General features: G+C 64.6%; 17 protein-coding genes and 1 pseudogene. 12 read left to right on the top strand and 6 right to left on the bottom strand.

Features of this window, described 5'->3' with window-relative positions:
- Positions 1–15: 15 nt before the first annotated feature.
- From DN412_RS30840 to DN412_RS44820, 3 genes and pseudogenes are all read right to left on the bottom strand, one after another.
- Entirely contained in the window at positions 16–1,320 is a 1,305-nt protein-coding gene (locus DN412_RS30840) for a sensor histidine kinase (RefSeq protein ID WP_115215037.1), read from the bottom strand.
- Entirely contained in the window at positions 1,317–2,060 is a 744-nt protein-coding gene (locus DN412_RS30835) for a response regulator (RefSeq protein ID WP_115215036.1), read from the bottom strand. The genes DN412_RS30840 and DN412_RS30835 overlap by 4 nt, the downstream gene beginning before the upstream one ends.
- Before the next feature lie 242 nt (positions 2,061–2,302).
- Positions 2,303–2,451 (bottom strand): annotated as a pseudogene (locus tag DN412_RS44820) (GlxA family transcriptional regulator); the annotation flags it as partial.
- Between the two features lie 196 nt (positions 2,452–2,647).
- Here DN412_RS44820 and DN412_RS30825 point away from each other — a divergent pair.
- A complete protein-coding gene (locus DN412_RS30825) occupies positions 2,648–3,454 on the top strand; it encodes an SDR family NAD(P)-dependent oxidoreductase (RefSeq protein ID WP_115215035.1) in 807 nt (268 codons plus the stop codon).
- A 54-nt stretch (positions 3,455–3,508) separates the two neighbouring features.
- Here DN412_RS30825 and DN412_RS30820 read toward each other — a convergent pair whose 3' ends face one another.
- The gene (locus DN412_RS30820; protein WP_115215034.1) at positions 3,509–4,249 is read right to left on the bottom strand and encodes an SDR family oxidoreductase; all 741 of its coding nucleotides are present in this window, start codon (positions 4,247–4,249) and stop codon (positions 3,509–3,511) included.
- Between the two features lie 111 nt (positions 4,250–4,360).
- Here DN412_RS30820 and DN412_RS30815 point away from each other — a divergent pair, with 111 nt between their 5' ends.
- The 9 genes from DN412_RS30815 to DN412_RS30775 all read left to right on the top strand — a co-directional run bounded on the left by DN412_RS30815 (position 4,361) and on the right by DN412_RS30775 (position 16,902).
- Positions 4,361–5,284, top strand: a complete 924-nt coding sequence (locus tag DN412_RS30815) for a LysR family transcriptional regulator (protein ID WP_115215033.1) — start codon at positions 4,361–4,363, stop codon at positions 5,282–5,284.
- 400 nt (positions 5,285–5,684) lie between these two features.
- Entirely contained in the window at positions 5,685–7,364 is a 1,680-nt protein-coding gene (locus tag DN412_RS30810) for a SulP family inorganic anion transporter (RefSeq protein ID WP_115215032.1), read from the top strand.
- A gap of 6 nt (positions 7,365–7,370) precedes the next feature.
- Positions 7,371–10,094, top strand: a complete 2,724-nt coding sequence (locus tag DN412_RS30805; protein WP_115215031.1) for a winged helix-turn-helix domain-containing protein — start codon at positions 7,371–7,373, stop codon at positions 10,092–10,094.
- Positions 10,095–10,309: 215 nt separating this feature from the next.
- The gene (locus tag DN412_RS30800) at positions 10,310–11,959 is read left to right on the top strand and encodes a fatty acid--CoA ligase (protein ID WP_115215030.1); all 1,650 of its coding nucleotides are present in this window, start codon (positions 10,310–10,312) and stop codon (positions 11,957–11,959) included.
- Positions 11,960–11,999: 40 nt separating this feature from the next.
- On the top strand, positions 12,000–12,464 hold the full coding sequence (locus DN412_RS30795; protein WP_115215029.1) for a MaoC family dehydratase: 465 nt from the start codon (positions 12,000–12,002) through the stop codon (positions 12,462–12,464).
- A gap of 146 nt (positions 12,465–12,610) precedes the next feature.
- Complete coding sequence (locus DN412_RS30790) at positions 12,611–14,215, top strand: alpha/beta fold hydrolase (protein ID WP_244222841.1); 1,605 nt, start codon at positions 12,611–12,613, stop codon at positions 14,213–14,215.
- 75 nt (positions 14,216–14,290) lie between these two features.
- The gene (locus DN412_RS30785; protein WP_115215027.1) at positions 14,291–14,713 is read left to right on the top strand and encodes a phasin family protein; all 423 of its coding nucleotides are present in this window, start codon (positions 14,291–14,293) and stop codon (positions 14,711–14,713) included.
- A 63-nt stretch (positions 14,714–14,776) separates the two neighbouring features.
- Positions 14,777–15,619 (top strand): poly(3-hydroxyalkanoate) depolymerase, encoded by an 843-nt coding sequence (gene phaZ, locus DN412_RS30780; RefSeq protein ID WP_115215026.1) that lies wholly within the window; start codon positions 14,777–14,779, stop codon positions 15,617–15,619.
- Positions 15,613–16,902, top strand: a complete 1,290-nt coding sequence (locus DN412_RS30775) for a DUF445 domain-containing protein (protein WP_244222840.1) — start codon at positions 15,613–15,615, stop codon at positions 16,900–16,902. Before phaZ ends, DN412_RS30775 begins: the two co-directional genes overlap by 7 nt.
- Before the next feature lie 85 nt (positions 16,903–16,987).
- On the opposite strand, the gene pstS is transcribed toward DN412_RS30775, so the two are convergent.
- Together pstS and ppk1 are read right to left on the bottom strand one after the other, a co-directional pair.
- On the bottom strand, positions 16,988–18,034 hold the full coding sequence (pstS, locus tag DN412_RS30770) for a phosphate ABC transporter substrate-binding protein PstS (protein WP_425267457.1): 1,047 nt from the start codon (positions 18,032–18,034) through the stop codon (positions 16,988–16,990).
- A 217-nt stretch (positions 18,035–18,251) separates the two neighbouring features.
- Positions 18,252–20,387: a polyphosphate kinase 1 gene (gene ppk1, locus DN412_RS30765; protein WP_115215025.1), complete on the bottom strand. Its 2,136-nt coding sequence runs from the start codon at positions 20,385–20,387 to the stop codon at positions 18,252–18,254.
- Between the two features lie 199 nt (positions 20,388–20,586).
- On the opposite strand from ppk1, the gene DN412_RS30760 reads away from it, so the two are divergent.
- Positions 20,587–20,868: a hypothetical protein gene (locus tag DN412_RS30760; RefSeq protein WP_244222839.1), complete on the top strand. Its 282-nt coding sequence runs from the start codon at positions 20,587–20,589 to the stop codon at positions 20,866–20,868.
- A gap of 169 nt (positions 20,869–21,037) precedes the next feature.
- Positions 21,038–21,268 (top strand): hypothetical protein, encoded by a 231-nt coding sequence (locus DN412_RS30755; protein ID WP_115215023.1) that lies wholly within the window; start codon positions 21,038–21,040, stop codon positions 21,266–21,268.
- The last annotated feature ends 432 nt before the right edge of the window (positions 21,269–21,700 follow it).

Below are 21,700 nucleotides of genomic sequence, written 5' to 3'. Positions count from 1 at the left end.
GCAGCGGGCGGCGGCTCAACCGACCCTGAGCAGCGCCTCCAGACCGCCGCCCGCGCGATTGCGCAGCGTCAGCGAGCCGCCGATCGCCAGCGCAAGCTGGTGAGCGATCGCCAGGCCCAGGCCGGTGCCGCCGGTTTCCCGGTTGCGCGATGCCTCGAGCCGGACAAAGGGCTGCAGCACGGACTCGAGCTGTTCTGCCGGGATGCCGGGCCCGCGGTCGCGCACGCTGATGATCACCGCGCCACCGTCCTCGCGCTGCACGCTCAGCTCCGCCGCCCCGCCGAACTTGATGGCGTTGTCGGTCAGGTTGGTCAGGATGCGGCGCAAGGCGTGCGGGCGCGTCTCGATCGCGCCGCCGGTGCTCTGCACGATGGTGACGGCCTTGCCGGTGTCCTGGTAGTCGTAGACCAGGCTCTCAACGAACGATCCGATGTCGATCCGCGAGGGCTTCTCGCCATCGCCATGCGTGGCGCGCGCGTAGGCCAGTCCCTCCTTCACCAGCGTCTCGATCTCGGTGAGGTCGTGCACCAGCTTGCGCTTGTCTTCGGAGTCTTCCGCCAGTTCGGCGCGCAGCTTCATCCGCGTGATCGGCGTCTGCAGGTCGTGGGAGATGGCGGCCAGGATCTGCACGCGCTCTTCGACAAAGCGGGCAATGCGCTCGCGCATGGCGTTGAATGCGCGCGCGGCGCGTACCAGTTCGGTGGGCCCGGTTTCGCCCAGCGGCTGGGTCCTGGCATTCGGGTCGAGCGCGTCGGCGGCATTGGCCAGCGCCACCAGCGGGCGGATCGCCAGCCGCACGGCAAGCCAGCAGCACAGGACCAGCAGCAGCAACTGGATCACCAGCACGTAGGGCAGCCACTGCGCGACCGGGGTCGGCTTCGGATGCACGTCGATGGTCAGCGCGCTGCCATCGCTGAGGGTCAGGTGCGCCTGCATGCGCTTGCCCTGCTCGGGGATGGACTCCACCCTGACCGGGAAACGGCCACCGCTCGCTTCCATGATCCGGTCGGCAACTTCCTTGGCTTGCGGGGACATCTCCGGCACGCCTGCGAGCCCCGGCCCGAGTATGTACTGGTAGGTGCCGCGATTCACGTACCGCAGCCATTGCGGGCGCTCCGCGGCCGGCAGGCGGTCCAGGATGGCGATCGACGTGGAGACGTCGGTCTCCAGGGTGCCGAGCATGACCTGGCGCGCGGTGATGTAGCGCTCTGCAAACAGTACGCCGAACGACAGGCCATGGGCGACGATCAGGCCCGCCAGCAGGATCAGGAACAGCCGCGAGCCCATCGTGCGGGGCCAGGGCAAGGCACGGAGATTCACTGGCGTGCCTCCCGGATCTCCACCGGCGTCGAGAAGACATAGCCCTCGCTGCGCACGGTCTTGATGTAGCGGGGCTCGCGGGCATCGTCCCTGAGGTGCTGGCGCAAGCGGCTGACCAGCAGGTCGATCGAGCGTTCGAACATTTCCGCTTCGCGGCCCTGCGTGAGGCTGAGCAGCTGGTCGCGGTTGAGCACGCGCTGCGGATGGTCGACAAAGACGCGCAGCAGGCGGTATTCCGCGCCGCTCAGCGCGACGATGACGCCATCCTGGTCAATCAGGTGGCGCGCGGTGGTGTCCAGCTGCCAGTCGCCAAAGGCAAGCAACTGCCCGGCCTCGGTGATCTGCAGGTTGGGCGGAAGCATCCGGGTCCGGCGCAGCACCGCCTTGATGCGGGCCAGCAGCTCGCGCGCGGCGAACGGCTTGGCAAGATAGTCGTCGGCGCCCATTTCAAGGCCGATGATGCGGTCGGTCTCGTCACTGCGCGCGGTCAGCATCAGCACCGGGGTGGCCTTGTGCCTGCCCGCCCGCAATTCACGGCACAGCACCAGGCCATCGTCGCCCGGCATCATCACATCGAGCACGATCAGGTCGACGCTGTTGACGTCCAGGAACGCGCGCATGTGCCGCCCGTCCGGCACCACAGTGACGCGCAAGCCGTTCTTGGTGAGATAGGTGGAGACGAGTTCGCGGATTTCGCGGTCGTCATCCACGATCAGGATGTGGTCGGGGTGTGCGTCCATCGGCGTCACCTTGGTATTTGGATTGGAAACCACCAGGCGCGGCGCCGGGCACCGAAAGGGTAGCGCAATACGGTGCCCGGCGCTCCGGCCGCCGTTTGCTTGCAAGATATCTCCGCTGACGAACCGGCGCCTGGCTTCTTTGTATGGCTATGTATCAGCACGGCCGCTGGATACATGCGTTTTCAACTCTGCCCCCGGCGCGCCACAGCCCGCGGGCCCGCCACCGTCATCCCAGGCAGGGCCTAGGCAGTCTGCAATGCATCGCCGCGCGCCATGCGCCGGATCGCCTGCGGCGGGGCTGGCCGAACGCCCTCAGGAAGGCACGCCGCATGCGCTCGCGGTCGCCGAAGCCGGTATCCCGCGCCACCACATCGATGGCATGGCGGCCGGATAGAGGGCAAGGGCCACGTGATGCTTGTCGGTCTCCTCAGGGCAGTGAAAGGCATTCTGTGAGCGTATGGCAGAAAAGGTGGCATCTACGACATTGGTGTCATGGCATTGTGCTCCTAATCTTCGTTGCACGCAGCCGGCCGATCCAGGCCGACCGCCACGAACACTCCCTCCCTCACTGATTCTGGAGCTTTGACATGACAACCCACCACCATTCCGGCACCGCCCTGATCACCGGTGCTTCTTCCGGCATCGGCGCCATCTATGCGGACCGCCTGGCGCGCAGGGGCCACGACCTGATCCTGGTGGCGCGCAACCGCGCGCGGCTGGAAGCACTGGCCCGCCGGATTACCGACGATACCGGCCGGTCGGTCGAGATTGTGACCGCGGACCTTGGCCAGGCAGCCGACGTACGACGCATCGAAGAGATCCTGCGCACGGATGCCAGCATCACCACCCTGGTCAACAACGCCGGCTTCGGCGGCGCGGCACCGCTGCTGGAATCGGATGTCGACAGGATGCAGGCCATGATCGAGCTCAACGTCACGGCCCTGACCCGGCTCACCTACGCCGCCGCGCCGGCCTTCGTGGCGCGTGGCCAGGGCACCATCATCAATATCGCCTCGGTCGTGGCGGTCGCGCCCGAGGTCCTGAATGGCGTCTACGGCGGCTCGAAGGCGTTTGTGCTGGCCTTCACCCAGTCGCTGCAGCATGAGCTTGCCGGCAAGGGCGTACGCGTACAGGCAGTCCTGCCGGGCGCCACCCGCACCGAGTTCTGGGACATCGCCGGCCAGCCGGTCGAGAACCTGCCGCAATGGGTTGGGGTCATGAGCGGCGACGATCTGGTCGATGCGGCCCTGGCAGGGCTGGACCAGGGCGAGGTGATCACCGTGCCGTCGTTGCCTGACCTGGCCGACTGGAACACGTTCGAGGCTGCACGCGCCACGCTCGGTCCCAAGCTTTCGCGTGACCAGCCCGCCGCGCGGTATGGCGTTGGGCGGTAACGGACGACTCCAGTCATCACAACACGCATCATCAACCGTTGCGCCGCTGATAGATCAGGCGCTGAATCCGCCGTCGATCGTCAGGCCTGCGCCCGTGACGAATCCAGCCTCCGGACCGGCGACGTAGGCCACCATCGCCGCGATCTCGTCCGGCGTCGCGTGGCGTTGCAACGCCATGAGGCCATGCATCGTCGCGCCGAACTCGCCGGCTTCCGGATTCATGTCGGTGTCGGTCGGGCCAGGCTGGACGTTGTTGACGGTGATGCCGCGCGGACCCAGGTCGCGGGCCATGCCTTGCACCAGCCCCAGCAGCGCGGACTTGCTCATCGCATACGCGCTGCCGCCAGGGAACGGCATCCGGTAGGCATTGGTGCTGCCGATATTGATGATGCGGCCGCCCTGCCCCATGTGCGCGAGCGCGGCCTTGGCGGCGACGAAGACAGCGCGCACATTGACAGCAAGCGTCTGGTCGAAGTCCTCCAGCGAGAAGCTCTCGACCGGGCCCAGCCGCAGCACGCCGGCATTGTTCACGAGAATATCGATCCTGCCGAACTGCTGTGCGGCACCGTTGATCGCGCCGGTCAGCGCAGCGGCATCGGCGGCATCTGCCTGGATCGCCAGTGCGCGACCGCCAGCCGCTTCGACCTCGGCTGCCAGTGCATTAGCGGTCGTAGCCGACTGCTGATAGGTGAAGGCGACGGTTGCGCCTTCGCGCGCCAGGCGGCGGACGATGGCTGCGCCGATGCCGCGAGCGCCGCCGGTGACAAAGGCGACTTTTCCGGAGAGAGTGGTCATGAAGTGCTCCTGAGCAAGAAAGGTTGGTGAAGTCAGTATGGTCTGTACATTGCGTCGCCGGTAGCGATGAGTCAGCATCAACTTCTTCAACCATTGGTATAAACTGGTGCCATGGAAGCCCTGAACCTCCTTGAATCCTTTGTGCGGAGTGCTGAAGCCGGCAGTTTCTCGGCGGCGGCACGACGCCTTGGCATCACCCCTGCAGCGGTCAGCAAGAACGTTGCGCGGCTGGAATCACAACTAGGCGTGCGGCTGTTCCAGCGCAGCACGCGCCAGATCACCCTGACCGACAGCGGCGAGCAGTTCTTCCGGCAGGTGTCAGGTCCGTTCTCTACGTTGCGCGATGCCTTTGCCGGCGCCTCTCAAGACGCAGGCAAACCCGCAGGCATGCTCAAGGTCAGCCTGGCACTTGCATTCGGCAGGGAGTACCTGGTGCCGCTGCTGGGCGAGTTCCTGGCACGTTATCCCGCCATCGTGCCGGACTGGCACTTCGAGAACCGGCCGGTGGACCTGATCCAGGACGGTTTCGATGCCGCGATCGGTGGCGGCATCGAACTGACCGAGGGCGTGGTGGCGCGAGAACTCGTCCACACCCACATCATCGTGACGGCATCGCCCGCCTATATGAAAGGCAGGCCCGTTCCTGCGCACCCTGGCGACCTTGCCGTCCTTGACGGCATCGTGCGGCGATCGGGCCCGACCGGCCGGTTGCGCGCCTATACGCTGCGCAACCAGGCCGGCGACGAGGCGCAGGTCGCACAATGCACGCGGATGGTTTTCGACGACCCGGAGGCGATGGCGCATGCGGCCATGCTGGGCTACGGCGTCGCGCTGTTGCCCACCACGCATGCAGCAAAGTGGCTGGAAAGCGGCGCGCTGATGCGCCTGCTGCCAGGATGGCATGCCGACAACGGACCCGTGTCGGTGTACTACCCGAGCAAGAAACTGCTGCCCCCCAAGACGCGCGTCTTTATCGATTTCGTTGTCGATGCTTTCCGCGACCGGGAATTCGCGGCGCGCTTCGGGGCGCCCTGATCGTCCGCCATCCCTTTGTCCATCGCATGGCATGGCCGGATACGCGCATGTCCGGCGGCATCGTCCATGGGGGCTCCTCCCTTGATTCCTCTTTTGAATTCTCATTCTGAGAGCCTAGACTCAGTTTCCAAGACGTGCGCGGGCAAGCGCTTGCCTGTGGCCGGTCAGCAACGTCAGGTTGGCAGGCGGAGGCGCTTCCATACCAGTCAATGCCCCACAAGGAAGTCACCCTGCCCAGGGCAGAAGCCAGAGGGGCACGTGGATCCGGATTACCCGTACAAATACGTCCCCGAGAAGGTCTGAGTCCCCTTTCCAAGCGCAAGCCCGGGAGGACATAGTCATGCAACGCGGATCGCCCCACCAACCCGGCCGCCCTCGCTCCCGCGTCGGCGCGCGCCGGATGGCATCAGGTTCCGTCAGCCTGCCCATCCCCCGGTGGCTGCATGGCTACCGCAAGGAGTGGGCGGCACCGGACGCGGTGGCCGGGCTGACAGCTGCCGCGGTGGTCATTCCCAAGGCACTTGCCTATGCAACCATCGCCGGCCTGCCGGTCCAGGTTGGCCTGTATACCGTCTTTGCCCCAATGCTGCTTTACGCGCTGCTCGGCAGTTCGCGTACGCTCAGCGTGAGCACCACGACGACGCTTGCGATCCTGGTCGCGGCGGCACTTTCCAGGCTGGGCCCACACCCCGATCCATCGACGCTGGTCGTGGCGTCCGCCACGCTGGCCTTCCTGGTAGGCGTCATGCTGCTGGCCGCGCGGCTGCTGCGCCTTGGCTTCGTCGCCGACTTCATCTCCGAGCCTGTGCTGGTCGGCTTCAAGGCGGGGATCGGCGTGGTCATCGTGGTGGACCAGATCCCGAAGCTGCTGGGCATCCATATTCAGAAGGGTTCGTTCTTCCACAACCTGCTGGCCATCGCGCAGGGCATTCCGCATGCGTCATTGGCGACCGCCGCCGTAGGCATCGCGATGGTCGCGATCCTGTTGGCGATGGAGCACTGGCTGCCCCGGGCGCCTGCGCCCCTGGTTGCCGTGGCAGCCGGCATCGCCGGCGTTTCGTTCCTGAACCTCCCGGCCTTTGGCGTGGCGATCGTCGGCCAGGTGCCAACCGGCCTGCCGCCGCTGACGCTACCGGATGTTGCGCTGATGCAGCAGCTATGGCCCGGAGCACTTGGCGTTGCGCTGATGAGCTTTACCGAGAGCATTGCTGCCGGACGGGCATTCGCGAAGAGCGGCGAGCCGCCGCCGTCGGCGAACCGGGAACTGATGGCCACGGGATGCGCCAACCTGGGCGGCGCGTTCCTTGGCGCCATGGCTGCCGGCGGCGGGACCACGCAGACCGCCGTCAACCAGATGTCCGGCGCGCGCTCACAACTGGCCGGCCTGGTGACGGCGCTGGCATCCCTGGGCACGATGCTGGTCCTCGCGCCATTGGTGGGGCTGATGCCCGAGGCCACCCTCGCCGCCGTGGTCATCGTCTACTCGGTGACGCTGATCAGGCCCGCTGATTTTCGCGTGATCCTCAGCGTTCGACGGACCGAATTCAGCTGGGCCTTGATTGCCATGGCGGGCGTTGTCGTTCTGGGCACCCTGGAGGGCATCGTGATTGCCATCATCGTGTCACTGCTGGCGCTGGCCTACCAGACGTCTGACCCGCCCCTCTATGTGCTGGTGCGCAAGCCGAACACCAACGTGTTCCGTCCACGGTCCGATGAGCATCCCGACGACGAAACCATTCCCGGCTTGCTGATGCTGAGGCCGGAAGGCAGGGTCTATTTTGCCAATGCGCGGCGTATCGGCCATAAGGTCAGGCCGCTGGTTGCCCAGGCCATGCCCAAGGTGGTGGTCTTCGATCTGGCCGGCGTATCGGACCTTGAGTACACCGCTCTCCTTATGCTGATCGACGCCGAAAAGCGGCTACGCGAGGAAGATGGGGTCCTGCTCTGGCTGGTTGGCATGAATCCCGATGTGTTCGCGATGGTCCGGCGCTCACCGTTGGGCGAGACGCTCACGCGCGACCGGATGTTCTTCACCCTTGACCTGGCAGTCGCCAGGTTTCAGGCGGCCCAGGCCAGTTGAGAACCGATGGCCACCGACAAGCTACCCCTCCTGCTTGCCACCAAACTGATGCCGCCGCGCCTGCCGGCCGGACTGATCGACCGGCCGCGCCTGCTCGACCTGATGCAGTCGGCCACGGCCAGGCGCCTCAGCGTGCTCAAGGCGCCGGCCGGGTTCGGCAAGACCTCGCTGGCGACCGCGTGGCTCGCCCGATTGCAGGCGGGCGGCATCCGCACTGCCTGGCTCTCGCTCGACGGCGCCGACGATGAACCGGCCCGCTTCCTCCACCATCTGGCGAAGGCGCTGCGGCAGGCGTGCAGCGGCGTCGGCGCATCAGCCATCGGCCTGACCGCCGAGACCTCGCTCGTTCCGGCGCAAACCGTTGTCGCGACCCTGATCAACGAGCTCGCCGAGGTCGACGACGAGGTTTGCCTGTTCCTCGACGACTATCACCTGATCAATCTTCCGGCGATTCATGACGCGGTGGCGTTCATGCTCGCGCATGCGCCGTCGAACTTCCACCTGATCATCGTCACACGTTCCGACCCACCGCTGCCGCTTGCGCGCCTCAGGGCGCAGAACGAACTGCTCGAGATCGACACCTCGATGCTGCGGTTCAGCCTGGATGAAACACAGCGCTTCCTGGAGCACGAATGCGCCGGCAAACTGCCGGAGCCCGACATCAGCACCCTGCACGCAACAACCGAAGGCTGGGCGGCCGCGCTGCGTATCTCCGCATCGACGCTGCTGCGGGAAAAACCCGGCGGCAGCGGCTGGGAGATCGTGGTGCCGTCCGGCACGGCGCGCCCGATCGCCGCCTACATCGAGGATATGCTCTGGCAGTTGCCCGACGAGATGGTCCGGTTCATGCTCGACACATCCATCCTCGATGGCCTGACCGCATCGCTGTGCCAGGCGGTAACAGGGCTCGACGCCAGCCAGTCCATGCTCGAACGCATCACCACGCGGCAGCTGTTGCTGGAACCGATGGACGCACACGGCCACTGGTTCCGCTACCATCACCTGCTGCGGGAGTTCCTGCGCCAGCGGCTCGAAGCCGGCGCGCCGGAGGAGGTCGCGGCCCTGCATCTGCGCGCCTGCCGATGGTATACGGCACGCCGTCTCTGGACCGACGCGGTACGGCATGCGATCGCCGCGAACGACAGCGAAGCGGCCATCAGCCTGCTCGGCAACTGCGCCATGGCCCTGGTCAGAAAGGGTGACCTGCTCACCCTGCTGGGCTGGCAACGCCAGTTCCCCGCCGACCTGATGCGCGGCCAGGACGAGGTCAGGCTGGCGATTGCGTGGGGCATGGCGCTGGCCATGCGGTTTGATGAATCCGCGGCGATGCTGGCATCGATCGAGGACGACATGGCGACGGGCGTGCTCCCCGAGCGGGACAGCATCCGCTGGGAATGCCAGGCGGTACGCGCCGTCGCCGCCGCGCTGCAGGACGATCCCCGGCGTGCTCTGGCGATTGCCCAGGACTGCCTCGACCGGCCTGCCAGCCATGCGTGGTCCACCAACGTGGTGTCGAATGTGGTCCGCTTTGCCCACTGGAAGGCCGGCGATCTCGATCGCTTCTACGCAACCCCCTGGATTCCTTATTCGGACGAGGATGACCAGCGCAATGTGTTCTCGTCCGTCTATTACTTCTGCCTGCTCGGGCTGGCCGAGCTGCAGCAGATGCATTTCGTCCAGGCAGAGCGGCATTTCATGAAATCCATGCGACTGGCGGAGCATCATGTCGGCCCGCAGTCGACCTCGGCTGCGGTGTGCGCGCCCCTGATGGCGCAGATACGCTACGAACAGGACCGCCTCGACGAGGCAGAAGCGCTCATTGCCGAGCGCTTTCCGGTCATCAACGCCGCGGTCATGCTCGACAGCGTGCTGGTCGCCTACCTGGTACTCGTGCGCATTGCCCTTGCACGTGCCGACACCGACCAGGCCTACGCCTGGCTCGACCAGGCGCAGAGCCTTGGCTATGCGCGCGGATGGAACCGGCTGATTGCCACCACCCTGATCGAACGCATCCGGCTGCTGCTGACGGAAGGCAGCATCAGCGAAGCCGCTGCGTGTGTCGCCCGGCTCGACGCGCTGGCGCAGTCTTCGTCCGACCCCCAGTGCTCCAACTCAAGACAGATCGAAAACTATCGCGCGCTGGGCCATGCCTACCTGGCAATGGCGCAAGGCCGCATGGAAGATGCCACGGTATTGCTGAACACACTGCTGGAGAGCGCCGGGCGCAAGCACCGCGACTACCTGGCGCTGCGCCTGCGCTGCACGCTCGCCATTGCTTTCCTGCGGGCCAATGCACGTGAAAAGGCCGTGGGCGTGTTCCGCGACATCCTGGAAGCCGCTGCTGCCGCCGGCGTGTTCCGGACCATCCTCGATCAGGGCCCGGATACGGGTGCGCTGCTGCGCGCGGTTCGGGAGGACACGCCCGCCACTGCGCAGACCAAGGCGTTGCTCGCCTATGTCGAGCGCCTTCTGGAAGGATGGCGCGCGCGCTATCAACCCGGGGACAGCGCGCTTTCCGGGGCGGCACGTGAATCGCTGAGCGGCCGCGAGCGCAATATTCTCGGCCTGATCGCCGAAGGGCAATCGAACAAGGAAATCGCCCGCACCCTTGGCATTGCGCCGGAGACGGTGAAGTCACACGTCAAGAGCATCTTTATCAAGCTGTCCGTCGACAAGCGCGCCCACGCGGTCGCACGCGCGCAATCCCTGGGACTCGTTCGCCCGCATTGATGCGGCCCTGACGCCGCACCCGCCCCGTTCCACCGCTTCGCGTCGCTCGCCTGCACGTTTTCCCTCCCCCCATCGCCGCTCCCCTTTTCGGGGGATGGTTGCGTTGCTGCACCGCAGCGACGATAGACCCAAGCACAAAACGCCGCCGTACCGCAACAGTGTGATGGCTTGAGTGTCTTGGGCGCGCCACAGATTCCGTATTTCAGGAGACCAGAATGCAGGACCAGGTGATGGGAATGACTCCCGCGGCATATGCGTATCCGCTGTTGATCAAGCAGTTGCTGAATACGCCGCTTGCGCACGCAGCCGATCAGGAGATCGTCTATCGCGGCAAGCACCGCCAGACCTACGCCACCCTGCGCGAGCGCATCGGGCGGCTGGCCAACGGCCTGAGCCGGCTTGGCACCGCACACGGCACCACCGTGGCCGTGATGGACTGGGACAGCCACCGCTACCTCGAATGCTATTTCGCGGTGCCGATGATGGGCGCCGTGCTGCAGACCGTGAACGTCCGCCTTTCGCCGGAAGAGATCGCCTACACGATCAACCATGCGGGCGCGGAAGTGCTGTTCGTTCACACGGATTTCCTGCCCGTGGTCGAGTCGATCCGCGACAAGCTCGAGACCGTCCGGGTCTTCGTCAGCATCGACGATGAGGGCGGCGCCGCCCCCGCGCATTCGATCCCCTTCTGCGCCGACTACGAGACCCTGCTCGCAGCCAGCCCGGTCGAGTATGACTTTCCTGATTTCGACGAGAACACCCGGGCGACGACGTTCTACACCACTGGCACCACCGGACTGCCGAAGGGCGTCTATTTCTCCCATCGCCAACTGGTGCTGCACACCATCACGCTAATGGCGGCGCTGGCCAGCCCGGAAGCCGGACAGCGCTTCCATCGCGGCGACGTGTATATGCCGCTGACGCCGATGTTCCACGTGCACGCGTGGGGCATGCCCTACGTGGCAACCGTGCTGGGCGTGAAGCAGGTCTACCCGGGACGCTATGCGCCGGAGCAGATCATGCGGCTGGTGCGCGATGAAGGCGTGACCTTCTCCCACTGCGTCGGCACCATCCTGCACATGCTGCTGGGCTGCGCCGAGGCCAAGACCGTGGACCTGAGCCACTGGAAGATGGTCATCGGCGGCGGCGCCCTGCCCCACGGCCTGGCACGCGCCGCGCTCGACCGCGGCATTGATGTGTTTTCCGGCTACGGCATGTCAGAGACCGGCCCAGTGCTGACCCTGGCGCAACTCGCTCCCAATGCAACCCCGGGCGACACCGACGACGAGGTCCGCCTGCGCTGCAAGACCGGCGTGCCGGTGCCGCTCGTCGACCTGCGCATCGTCGACCCGAACATGGATGACGTGCCGCACGACGGCAAGGCCTGTGGCGAGATCGTGGTGCGGGCGCCGTGGCTGACCCAGGGCTACCTGAAGCATCCGCAGGCTTCCGAGCAGCTCTGGGAAGGCGGCTACCTGCATACCCAGGACATCGCCAACATCGACCCGGATGGCTACGTGCAGATTACGGACCGCATCAAGGACGTGATCAAGTCCGGCGGCGAATGGGTCTCGTCGCTCGAGATCGAGAGCCTGATTTCCACACACCCCGCCGTGGCCGAGGTAGCTGTCATCGGCATCAAGGACGAGAAATGGGGCGAACGGCCCGCTGCACTGGTCGTGCTCAAGCCGGACGCCGCGGCCCCTGCCAGCGAGGACGACATCAAGCGGCACGTGCTCGCCTACAGCGAGTCCGGCCGCATCTCGAAATATGCCGTGCCGCAGGTCGTCAGGATCGTCTCCGCGCTGGAGAAGACCAGCATCGGCAAGCTGAACAAGAAGCTGATGCGCGAGCAGTTTGCCTGAGCCTTCCCCGGCGATCGATTGATATCAAGGAAACACCATCATGAGCATCCCTGAATACCGCATGGCCACGCTGGCCGAGTTTGTCGGTCGCGAGCTGGGTACGTCGGACTGGGTCCTGGTCGACCAGGCACGCATCGACGCCTTCGCGCAATGCACCGGCGACAGGCAATGGATCCACGTTGACGTGGAGCGCGCAAAGCGCGAAAGCCCGTTCGGCGCAACCATCGCGCACGGCTACCTGACGCTGTCGTTGCTGGCATCGCTGGCCATCGAGATCGGGCTCATTCCCGGCGACGCGTCGTCAGGACTGAACTACGGACTGGACAAGGTGCGCTTCATGGCGCCGGTAAAGGCCGGTTCACGGGTGCGCAGCCGCGTGACCCTGCTGTCCGTCGAGGACAAGGGCGACGGCCGCTACATGGTGAAGATGGCAAACGAATTGCAGATCGACGGCGCAAGCAAGCCGGCGCTGCTCGCAGAAACATTAGCGCTGCTGGTGGCATGACACACCGGCCGGCACCAGGGCAAGACCCGAGGTATGAGGAGACAGCAATGACGGCAGTAACCGGAAAGCGCGAGAGCGGCAGTGCAGCGGACGCCAGTGCAACCCAACCCAAGCGACGCCCGCGCGGGCCCAACCCGTTCATCGGCATGCGCCCGCGCGACATCATGGCCACTGCGCAGCAGATCGGCGTGCAGGCCGTGCGCCACCCCGTGCAGCTGCTGGAGCAGGAAGCCGCGCTGGCGCGCGAGCTGGTGTCGGTGCTGGCCGGCAAGTCGACGACCGCGCCGCAAAAGGGCGACCGGCGGTTTGCGGATCCGGCGTGGCAGGACAATCCGCTGTACCGCATGTCGATGCAAGGCTACCTGGCCTGGTGCAATGCGCTGTCAGGTTTCGTCGAGCGCTCGGCCCTGGATGACCAGAGCAAGGAGCGCGCGCAATTCGTGCTGTCGCTGATGACCGACGCGCTGTCGCCGACCAACACGCTGCTTGGCAATCCGGCCGCGCTGAAGAAGATAGTCGAGTCGGGCGGCGCCAGCCTGATCTCCGGCCTGCGCAATATCGTCACCGACGCGCTGACGAACCAGGGCATGCCGTCCCAGGTGGACAAGAGCGCGTTCGAAGTCGGCAGGAACCTCGGCACCTCGCCCGGCGCGGTGGTGTTCCGCAACGAGGTGCTCGAACTGATCCAGTACACGCCGGCCACGCCCAATGTGTATGCGCGCCCGCAACTGATCGTGCCGCCGCAGATCAACAAGTTCTACATATTCGACCTGTCCGAAGGCAAGAGCATTGTCGATTACATGCTGCGCAACCAGTTCCAGGTGTTCGTTGTGAGCTGGCGCAATCCGACCATCGAGCATCGCGACTGGGACATGGACACCTACGTCAGCGCGCTGATTGAAGCCATCGCCGCGATTCGCGACATCACCGGCAGCGATGACGTGAACCTGCACGGCGCCTGTTCCGGTGCGATGACGATGGCGGCGCTGCTCGGCCACCTGGAGGCCCGCAAGGAGAAGCTCGTCAACGCGTCTACGCTGATGGTGGCCGTGCTCGACAGTACCGCCGATTCGCAGCTTGGCCTGTTTGCCACGCCGGAGAGCGTCTCTGCGGCCAAGCAGGCGAGCATCCTGAGAGGCGTGCTGGAGGGCGAGGACATGGGACGCGTATTTGCCTGGATGCGGCCCAATGACCTGGTGTGGAACTACTGGGTCAACAACTACCTGCTGGGCAACGCGCCGCCGGTGTTCGACATCCTGTACTGGAACAACGACACCACGCGCCTGCCGGCGAAGTTCCATGGCCAGTTGCTCGACATCTTTGCCGGCAACCTGTTCGCCAGGCCGCGCGCGCTGACCGTGCTCGGCACGCCGATCGACCTGTCCGAAGTGTCGTGCGACAAATACGTGGTGGCCGGCATCACGGATCACATCACACCGTGGAAGGGCGTCTACAACACCGCGCGCACCTTTGGCGGCAATACCCGCTTCGTGCTGAGTTCGAGCGGCCACATCCAGAGCCTGATCAACCCGCCGGGCAACCCGAAGGCCAGGTTCTTCCTCAACCCGGAACTGCCGGAGAACCCGGACGACTGGCTGCTGGGCGCCAGCCCCGAAGCGGACTCCTGGTGGGACAACTGGTGCCGGTGGCTGGCCGAGCGTTCCGGTGACCTGCGCCCGGCGCCGGCTTCGCCAGGCAATGAGCGCCACCCGCCGCTTGCCGCCGCGCCCGGGACCTATTTCGCCGAGTAGCGCATCGTATTGCGCAGCCACGCTGCCTGCATGACTCACTTTTTTCGCAACCCTCTCTATCCGGAGATCTTCATCATGGAATCCACCACCCCGAACAACCTGTTCAGCCAATACACGAGCATGATCAAGCAGTTCAAGCTGCCGGGCCTCGACATCACTGCGATCCTGGAATCGCGCCGCAAGGACATTGAAGCGCTGTTGGCCGCCAACAGCACCGCGCTGTCCGGCATGCAGGCACTTGGCCAGAAGCAGGCCGATATCCTGCGCGCAGCCATGGCGGACGCGCAGTCGCTGATCGCGCAACGCACCGCTGCCGATGCGAAAGCGTCCGGGAACGCCGGCGAGGTTGTTCAGCAGGGCCTGCGCAAGGCGGTGACGAACATGCAGGATCTGGCCGATACTCTCTACAAGACCCAGGCGGACTGCTTCGCGGTCATCAGCAAGCGCGTGACGGAGAACGTGGAGGAACTCAAGGCACGCCTGCAGCCCGGCAAGTGACCCGGCGCCGGCATGCCGGACGCCGGTCCCCAAACGCGGTGCCCCACACGGAAAGCCACCTCAATGCATGACGACAACATCATCCCCGAGGCGGCCAGCGCCTTGCAGGTCCAGACCATCGACCTGGATGGCCAGGCGCTGCGCGTGGGCATCCGCCCCGGCAGCGATGCGTCGCCGCCGCTGCTGGTCTTCAACGGCATCGGCGCCAACCTCGAACTGATCGAGCCATTCGCCCAGGCGCTGGGGGACGTCGGTGTCATCATCTTCGATGTGCCAGGCGTCGGCGGCTCGCCGGTGCCGCTGGTTCCCTATCGCTTCTCGAACCTGGCCGTGATGGCCGACAAGCTGCTCACACGCCTCGGCCACCACGGCCCGGTGGATGTGCTGGGTGTGTCGTGGGGCGGTGCGCTCGCGCAGCAGTTTGCACACCTGTATCCGGTTCGCTGCCGCCGGCTGATCCTGGCGGCAACGTCGCCCGGCGTGATCATGGTTCCCGGCAAGCTTTCGGTCCTGTCGAAGCTGGTCATGCCGCGCCGCTATACGGATCCGGCCTACCTGCAGAAGATCGGCGCGGAGATCTACGGGGGCGCGTACCGCACCAACGCCCATCTGCTGACCGAGCATGCCCGGCATCTCCAGCCGCCACGCGGGCGCGGCTACGTCTATCAGCTGCTGGCCGCATGGGGGTGGAGCAGCCTGCTCTGGCTCGGTACACTACGCCAGTGCACCCTGGTCATGCACGGCAATGACGACCCCATCGTGCCGCTTACCAACGCCAGGATACTGGCCGCGCGCATTCCAAAGGCGAAGCTTCACGTGATCGATGACGGCCATTTGTTCCTGGTTGCACGCGCAGGAGATGTTGCACCCGTGATCCGGAAATTCCTTCGACAAGCATCGTGTTGAGCTATCTGACCGGCAACAGGACAGGCAGGCGCACGGCAGCGGCCGTGACGCCTGAATTGCTGAAGCAGGAGCGGCTGACCCGCATGCGGGTCACCGCAACATGCTTGCTGGCCGCCATGATCGGCTTGCTGGTCGTGAGCATTGTTTTCCAGCGCGACTATCCCGCGCTGGCATGGCTGCGCGCCTTCGCCGAGGCGGGCACGGTCGGCGCCATCGCCGACTGGTACGCCGTGGTGGCGCTGTTCCGCCATCCGTTCGGCATTCCGGTCCCGCACACGGCCATCATCCCGCGCAACCAGGACCGGATTGCCAATGGCCTGGGCAGCTTCGTCGAACAGAATTTCCTGACACCTGAGATCGTTGTCGACAGGCTACGCGGCCAGAACACCGCCGCGGCCGTGGCGGCCTGGCTGGCCCGGCCGGACAACAGCCGGATCATTGCCGATTCGGTCGCGGACTCGGTCCCAGCCTTGCTGGGCAGCTTCGACGACAAGGAAGTCGCGCGCTTCTTCGAGCGCACGGTCGTGCCGCAACTGCGCACGCTCGACGTGTCCCACCTTGCCGGCAATATGCTGGCCATCCTGACCGAGGGCGACCGCCACCAACCGCTGCTGGATCACGGGCTGCGGGCGCTGGAGCGCTGGCTCGTCGCCAACTCGGACGTGGTCAAGGCAAAGTTCGGCGAGGCATCGCGGTACACGCCGGCGCTCCTCGATACCTACATCGTCAACCGGTTTGTGGAAGGCATCATTGCCCTGCTGCATGAGGTCGTCGCTAATCCCGACCACGAACTACGCCACCAGTTCGACGCCGCCGTGCAGGAACAGATCCGCAAGCTGCATACCTCCGACGACTACCGGCGCGTCGGCAAGGCCTGGATGCGGGACTGCATCCGGTATCTCAGGCGGGAGGACTATTACCGGATCCTCTGGGAGCGTGCGCGCACGCGCCTGAGCGCCGATATCGGCAGCCAGCGCTCCGTGATCCGCCACACGATGGCCGCCGGACTGGCCGCCATCGGCAAATCCGTTGCGGACGATCCGGGCATTCAGGAGAAGCTCAATGCATGGTGGCTGGAACTCGTGCACACCGTGATGCTTCGCTACGGGCGCCAGATTGCCGCGCTGATCACCGAGGTCGTGCAGAGCTGGGACGCCGACGAAGTCGGCCGGAAGATCGAAGCCGAGATCGGGCCCGATCTCCAGTTCATACGCATCAACGGCACCTTCGTCGGTGGCGCAGTGGGCGTGCTGCTCCATGCGGGGGCGCTGCTGCTGGCTTAGATACGTGTCAGCCCGGCAACCGGCGGCGTGACATTTGTGCGGAGAACGCCGGGTACAGGGGCGGCGCTACGCGCCCGGAACCCCGTCATGGCAAGGCCGCCTTCCAGTACGCTTCAACGTGCCTGACGAGACTATCCGGGAGCGCGACATAGTACTCAGCGGCCGCATCGGCCTTTCCCTCGGAGAGCGCCCAACTGAAGAATGCGATTGCGTCCCTGGTCTCAGCGGCGCTGCTGCGCGTTCTGGAGATCAGGACAAAGACGGCGCCGGTAATCGGCCACGCTTGCGGGCCGGCTGCATTGGTCAGTACCTGGTAGAAATCGGCCTGCGGATTCCACTCTGTCCCGGTGACCGCGGCGCTGAAGCTTTCGCGCGTTGGCTGCACGAATACCCCGTCGCGATTCCTGACGGCGGCATAGGACAATTTGCGCTGCAATGCGTAAGTCAGCTCGACGTAGCCAATGGCCCCCTTCACATTGCGAATATAGGTGGCAACCCCCTCGTTTCCGCTTGCGCCCACACCCACGGGCCATTTCACGGTCGTGCCGGCACCAACGGTTGCTCCCCATTGCGGGCTGACCTTCGCGAGGTAGTCGGTCCAGTTGAACGTGGTTCCCGAACTGTCGCTCCGATGGACGACCACGATCTTCTGGTCGGGGAACGCCATGCCTGGATTTGCCGCCGCAATGGCCGGGTCATTCCAGTTGACGATCTTGCCCTGGTAAATGTCCGTCAATAGCGAGCCAGTCATGCGTAGCTGCCCCGGCCCCACACCGTCCAGGTTCAGCACCGGCACCACGCCGCCGACCACGATAGGAAACTGCGCCAGGCCCGCCGCGCGCAACTCTTCGGGCTTGAGCGGCATGTCCGTGGCGCCGAAGGTCACGCTGGCGGAGCGGATCTGGCGAATGCCGTTACCCGATCCGGTGGGCTGATAGTTGACTTGCTGCCCGGTGCGGGCGTAGTAAGTCGCCGCCCATTTGGACATCAAGGGGTAGACAAAGGTCGACCCCGCTCCCGAGATATCCCCGGCGTGCGCCATTGCCACCGCGCTAAGCCACAGCAGCAGGATTGCCGCTTGCCGTCCCAGGGCTTGAAGAAAGCGCAACCGGCAATCGTGCATTGGCATCATGATTGTTCTTCCCTGGTCCGACGATTACGTTGCGACGCACCTACGCATCTCAGGCTAGCAGATCGCTGCCCTTTGAGGCAGGACAAAACGATCCGCGTCTGCTTGCCGGCGACGAGAAGGGGCACTACCCGCACCAGGCCTCTACGGCTGCTGTCGCACGATTATGACTGTCATATGTCTGTCATTTGTTGATTGCGCGACACCGGACGACGACGACTCACGTCAACGTTGACAGCAGCACATTTTGCGCAGCTTCGCCCTCACGCGAGGGCTGACGCACGTAGCTTCCGTCCGACGCCATCTGCCAGGCGTCGCAGCGGTCTGTCAGGTACGGTCTCAGCCCTTCCGCAATGACGCGTTCTTTCAGGCTGGCATCGAGAATGGGAAAGCAGATCTCGATGCGCCGCGACAGGCTTCTTTCCATCCATTCACCGCTGGACAGCATGACCCTTTCGGCCCCGTCATCGTGAAAATAAAAGATGCGCGAGTGCTCGAGAAACCGGCCCATGACCGATTTGACCTCAATGGTCTCCGACAGGCCGGCAACGCCGGGGCGCAGCGCACAGGCGCCTCTGATGATCAGATCGATATCGACACCGTCACGTGAGGCATCGTACAGCGCCTGGATCAGATCAGGCTCAAGCAGTGCGTTCATCTTGACAATAATCCATCCCTTGCGACCAGCCTTGGCATGCCCGGCTTCGCGCCGGATCGCTGCAAGCAACTCCTTCTTCATGGTGAAAGGCGATTGCCAGACATAGGTCATGCCATGGGTCTGGCCCCGGCCGGTCAGTTGGCTGAATACTTGCGCCACGTCCTGCGTCAGCGGCTGATTGGCTGTCAGCAAGCCAAAATCCGTATAGGTGCGCGTCGTCTGGCTGTGGTAATTCCCCGTTCCGAGATGCACATAGCGCCGCAGCTTCCCACCCTCGCGCCGCAATACCATGACCATCTTGGCGTGTGCCTTGAATCCTACGACGCCGTAGATGACATGCGCGCCGACTTCCTCCAGCTGCGCGGCCCAACCCAGGTTGGCTTCTTCGTCGAAGCGGGCCAGCAGTTCCACCACGACGGTGACCTCCTTGCCGTTGCGCGCTGCCTCGATCAGTGCCGAAAGCAGGACCGAGTCGTGGCCGGCGCGATACACCGTCTGGCTGATTGCCACCACGTCGGGATCCCGTGCCGCTTGCCTGACAAAATCCACCACCGGTGCAAACGACTGGAACGGGTGATGCAGCAGGATGTCGCCGTCGCGAATGGCGCGGAAGATGTCGGAACAATCGTGCAGTACCTTTGGCAGGCCAGGCCGGAAAGGCAGGTATTTCAGTTCCGGCCGGTCCACGTGATCCGGCACCTGCATCAGGCGAACCAGGTTGACCGGTCCGTTGACTGAGAACACCTCGCCTGGCGCCAGGCCGAACTGTTCCTGCAGGAACGCAGTCATGGCCGGCGTGCAGTTGTCCGCCACCTCCAGCCGGACCGCATCGCCAAGATGCCGGTGCGGCAGCTCGCCCTGCAATGCCTCGCGCAGGTTCTTGATCTCTTCCTCGTCCACAAACAGCTCGCTGTTGCGGGTCACGCGGAACTGGTAGCAGCCGCGTATTGTCATGCCACTGAACAGCTCGCCGACGTGGGCATGCAGTATGGAGGAGAGGAAAACAAAGCCATGCTCGCATCCGGCAATATCCGCCGGCAGTGCGATGACGCGTGGCAACGCGCGTGGCGCCTGCACGATCGCATAGCCGGAGTTGCGCCCGAACGCATCCTTGCCCTCGAGTTCAACGGCGAAGTTCAGGCTCTTGTTGAGAACCCGTGGAAACGGATGCGCCGGGTCCAGGCCGATCGGCGTCAGGACCGGCATCAGTTCGGCGAAGAAGAATTCCCGGATCCATGCCGCCTGCGCAGGGTTCCACGAGGGCCGGCGCAGGAAGCGGATCTGCTGCTCGGCCATGGCCGGGATCAGCACGTCATTGAACAACTGGTATTGCTGATCGACCAGCTCCCTGACCCGCTGATTGACCCGGGCATAGATCACCTGCGGCGTCAGCCCGTCCGGGCCGGCAACCGGAGACTGAAGCAAGCACTGTTCCTTCAGGCCCGCCACGCGGATCTCGTAGAACTCATCCAGATTGCTGCTGAAGGTGCACAGGGCACGCAAGCGCTCCAGCAGTGGCACCGCGGGATCGGCGGCCTGCTCCAGCACGCGTCCAAAGAACTCCAGCTGGCTGAGTTCGCGGTTGATATAGAGCTCATTGCCGTTCAACAAGCGATCCGGATCCGCCAGGGTATCGAGGCGCCGCTTCTCCGGGACCATCGGCGACGCGTTCTGCATGGGATCGGAATCGTGGTTCATGATTTGAGTGTCTGCGGGGGAATCCTTCCAGATTCTAGCTGGCGCATCACGCATATCGAGGCGAATCTGATCCCACTACACCCGCGAAATACGTACCACGGCACGCGCCTCCGGTGCCTAGAATAATTTGACCTGCCCACTGGAGTTGCCAATGCCCCATGAAATACCACCTGCGACCGAGACCACCCCGGAGGGTCTGATGGGCCTGATCGAGCATATTGGAGGTGCAGCGGCGCGCGGCCACCTTGACCCGGAGTTTGTGCGCAAGCTGGGCAAGCGCATTGCCAACGAGTTCCAGGACATGAAAGCGAACAGGCAACCCGGCGACAATGAACTCGCAAGACTGGAGCAGAGCATAGAGGCCCTGCTGCTGGCCGCGGACCGCACATACGGTGCCAGGCTGACCAGGTCGCTGCAGCGGTTGCGGGAGCACGAACTCCCCTTTGCAGGCAGAGAACCGAAAGCAAACCCGCCGCATTGACAGTGCGGCCCGGTGGCGAGGCCCGGCAGGCAAACCAGTTTATTAAGCAGGTAATTCAGATAATCTTGTGGCTGGCTTGCCCGGCTGGCATGAGCGCCGCGGCACGAAGCCATTTCGGCGCGACGGCGTGGGCGTCTTTTGATTAACACCGCAGATGGCCTTGGAACCTATGTCAAAAGCTGACAAGAAGCGATACCTCAAAGCCCTTAACCGGCGCCTGAAGAAGGAATCGGCAGGCAAGTTCGATGCGCTCTTTGTCTTCGACCCGCCCGGCTCGAAGCCGAAGGACGCCACCGGCGTGACCATCAGCGGTCCGGCCAGCGACGAAGTCCTTGCCGTCATGAACGCAGTCCAGGCCCGGGTATTCGCAAAATTCGAGGGCAGCGCAATGCATGGCTAGTGTCCTGTTCCGCAAATACCTTGCCATGAAATCGCCCAGTTGGCCGCCACGCGTCGTTGCTCGTCGTTGCCATAGCTACGGCTATGGCGCCTCCTCGCGCCTAGCCTGACGACCAACTGGACGATTTCATTTTGGCAAGTTTNTCTTCGACGGTTGATCATTCTGATATGCGCGGGTTGGGTACCGCATGACAAACGATTCGTCGAGGAGCTGCCTCGGTCTAGTTTCGAGGATTGTGCTGTTTCCAGTTGCCTCCTAGTGTCGGCGAGGGTTCTCCACCGCTGCCGGGCCTGGCCCAAACACACTTGTCCTATGTCGATTCGGTTAAGTTGCCGTGACCCTTACCTACCTGCTAAGCCGATTCGATCCCGGTTAAGTTGGCGCGAGCCTTGCCTGCTGACCGATTGCCCAGATAAAACCAGCCAGTTCGCG

It is taken from the genome of Cupriavidus lacunae (assembly GCF_003353055.1).
GTDB lineage: Bacteria > Pseudomonadota > Gammaproteobacteria > Burkholderiales > Burkholderiaceae > Cupriavidus > Cupriavidus lacunae.
This window is presented reverse-complemented; position numbering and strand designations above follow the sequence as displayed.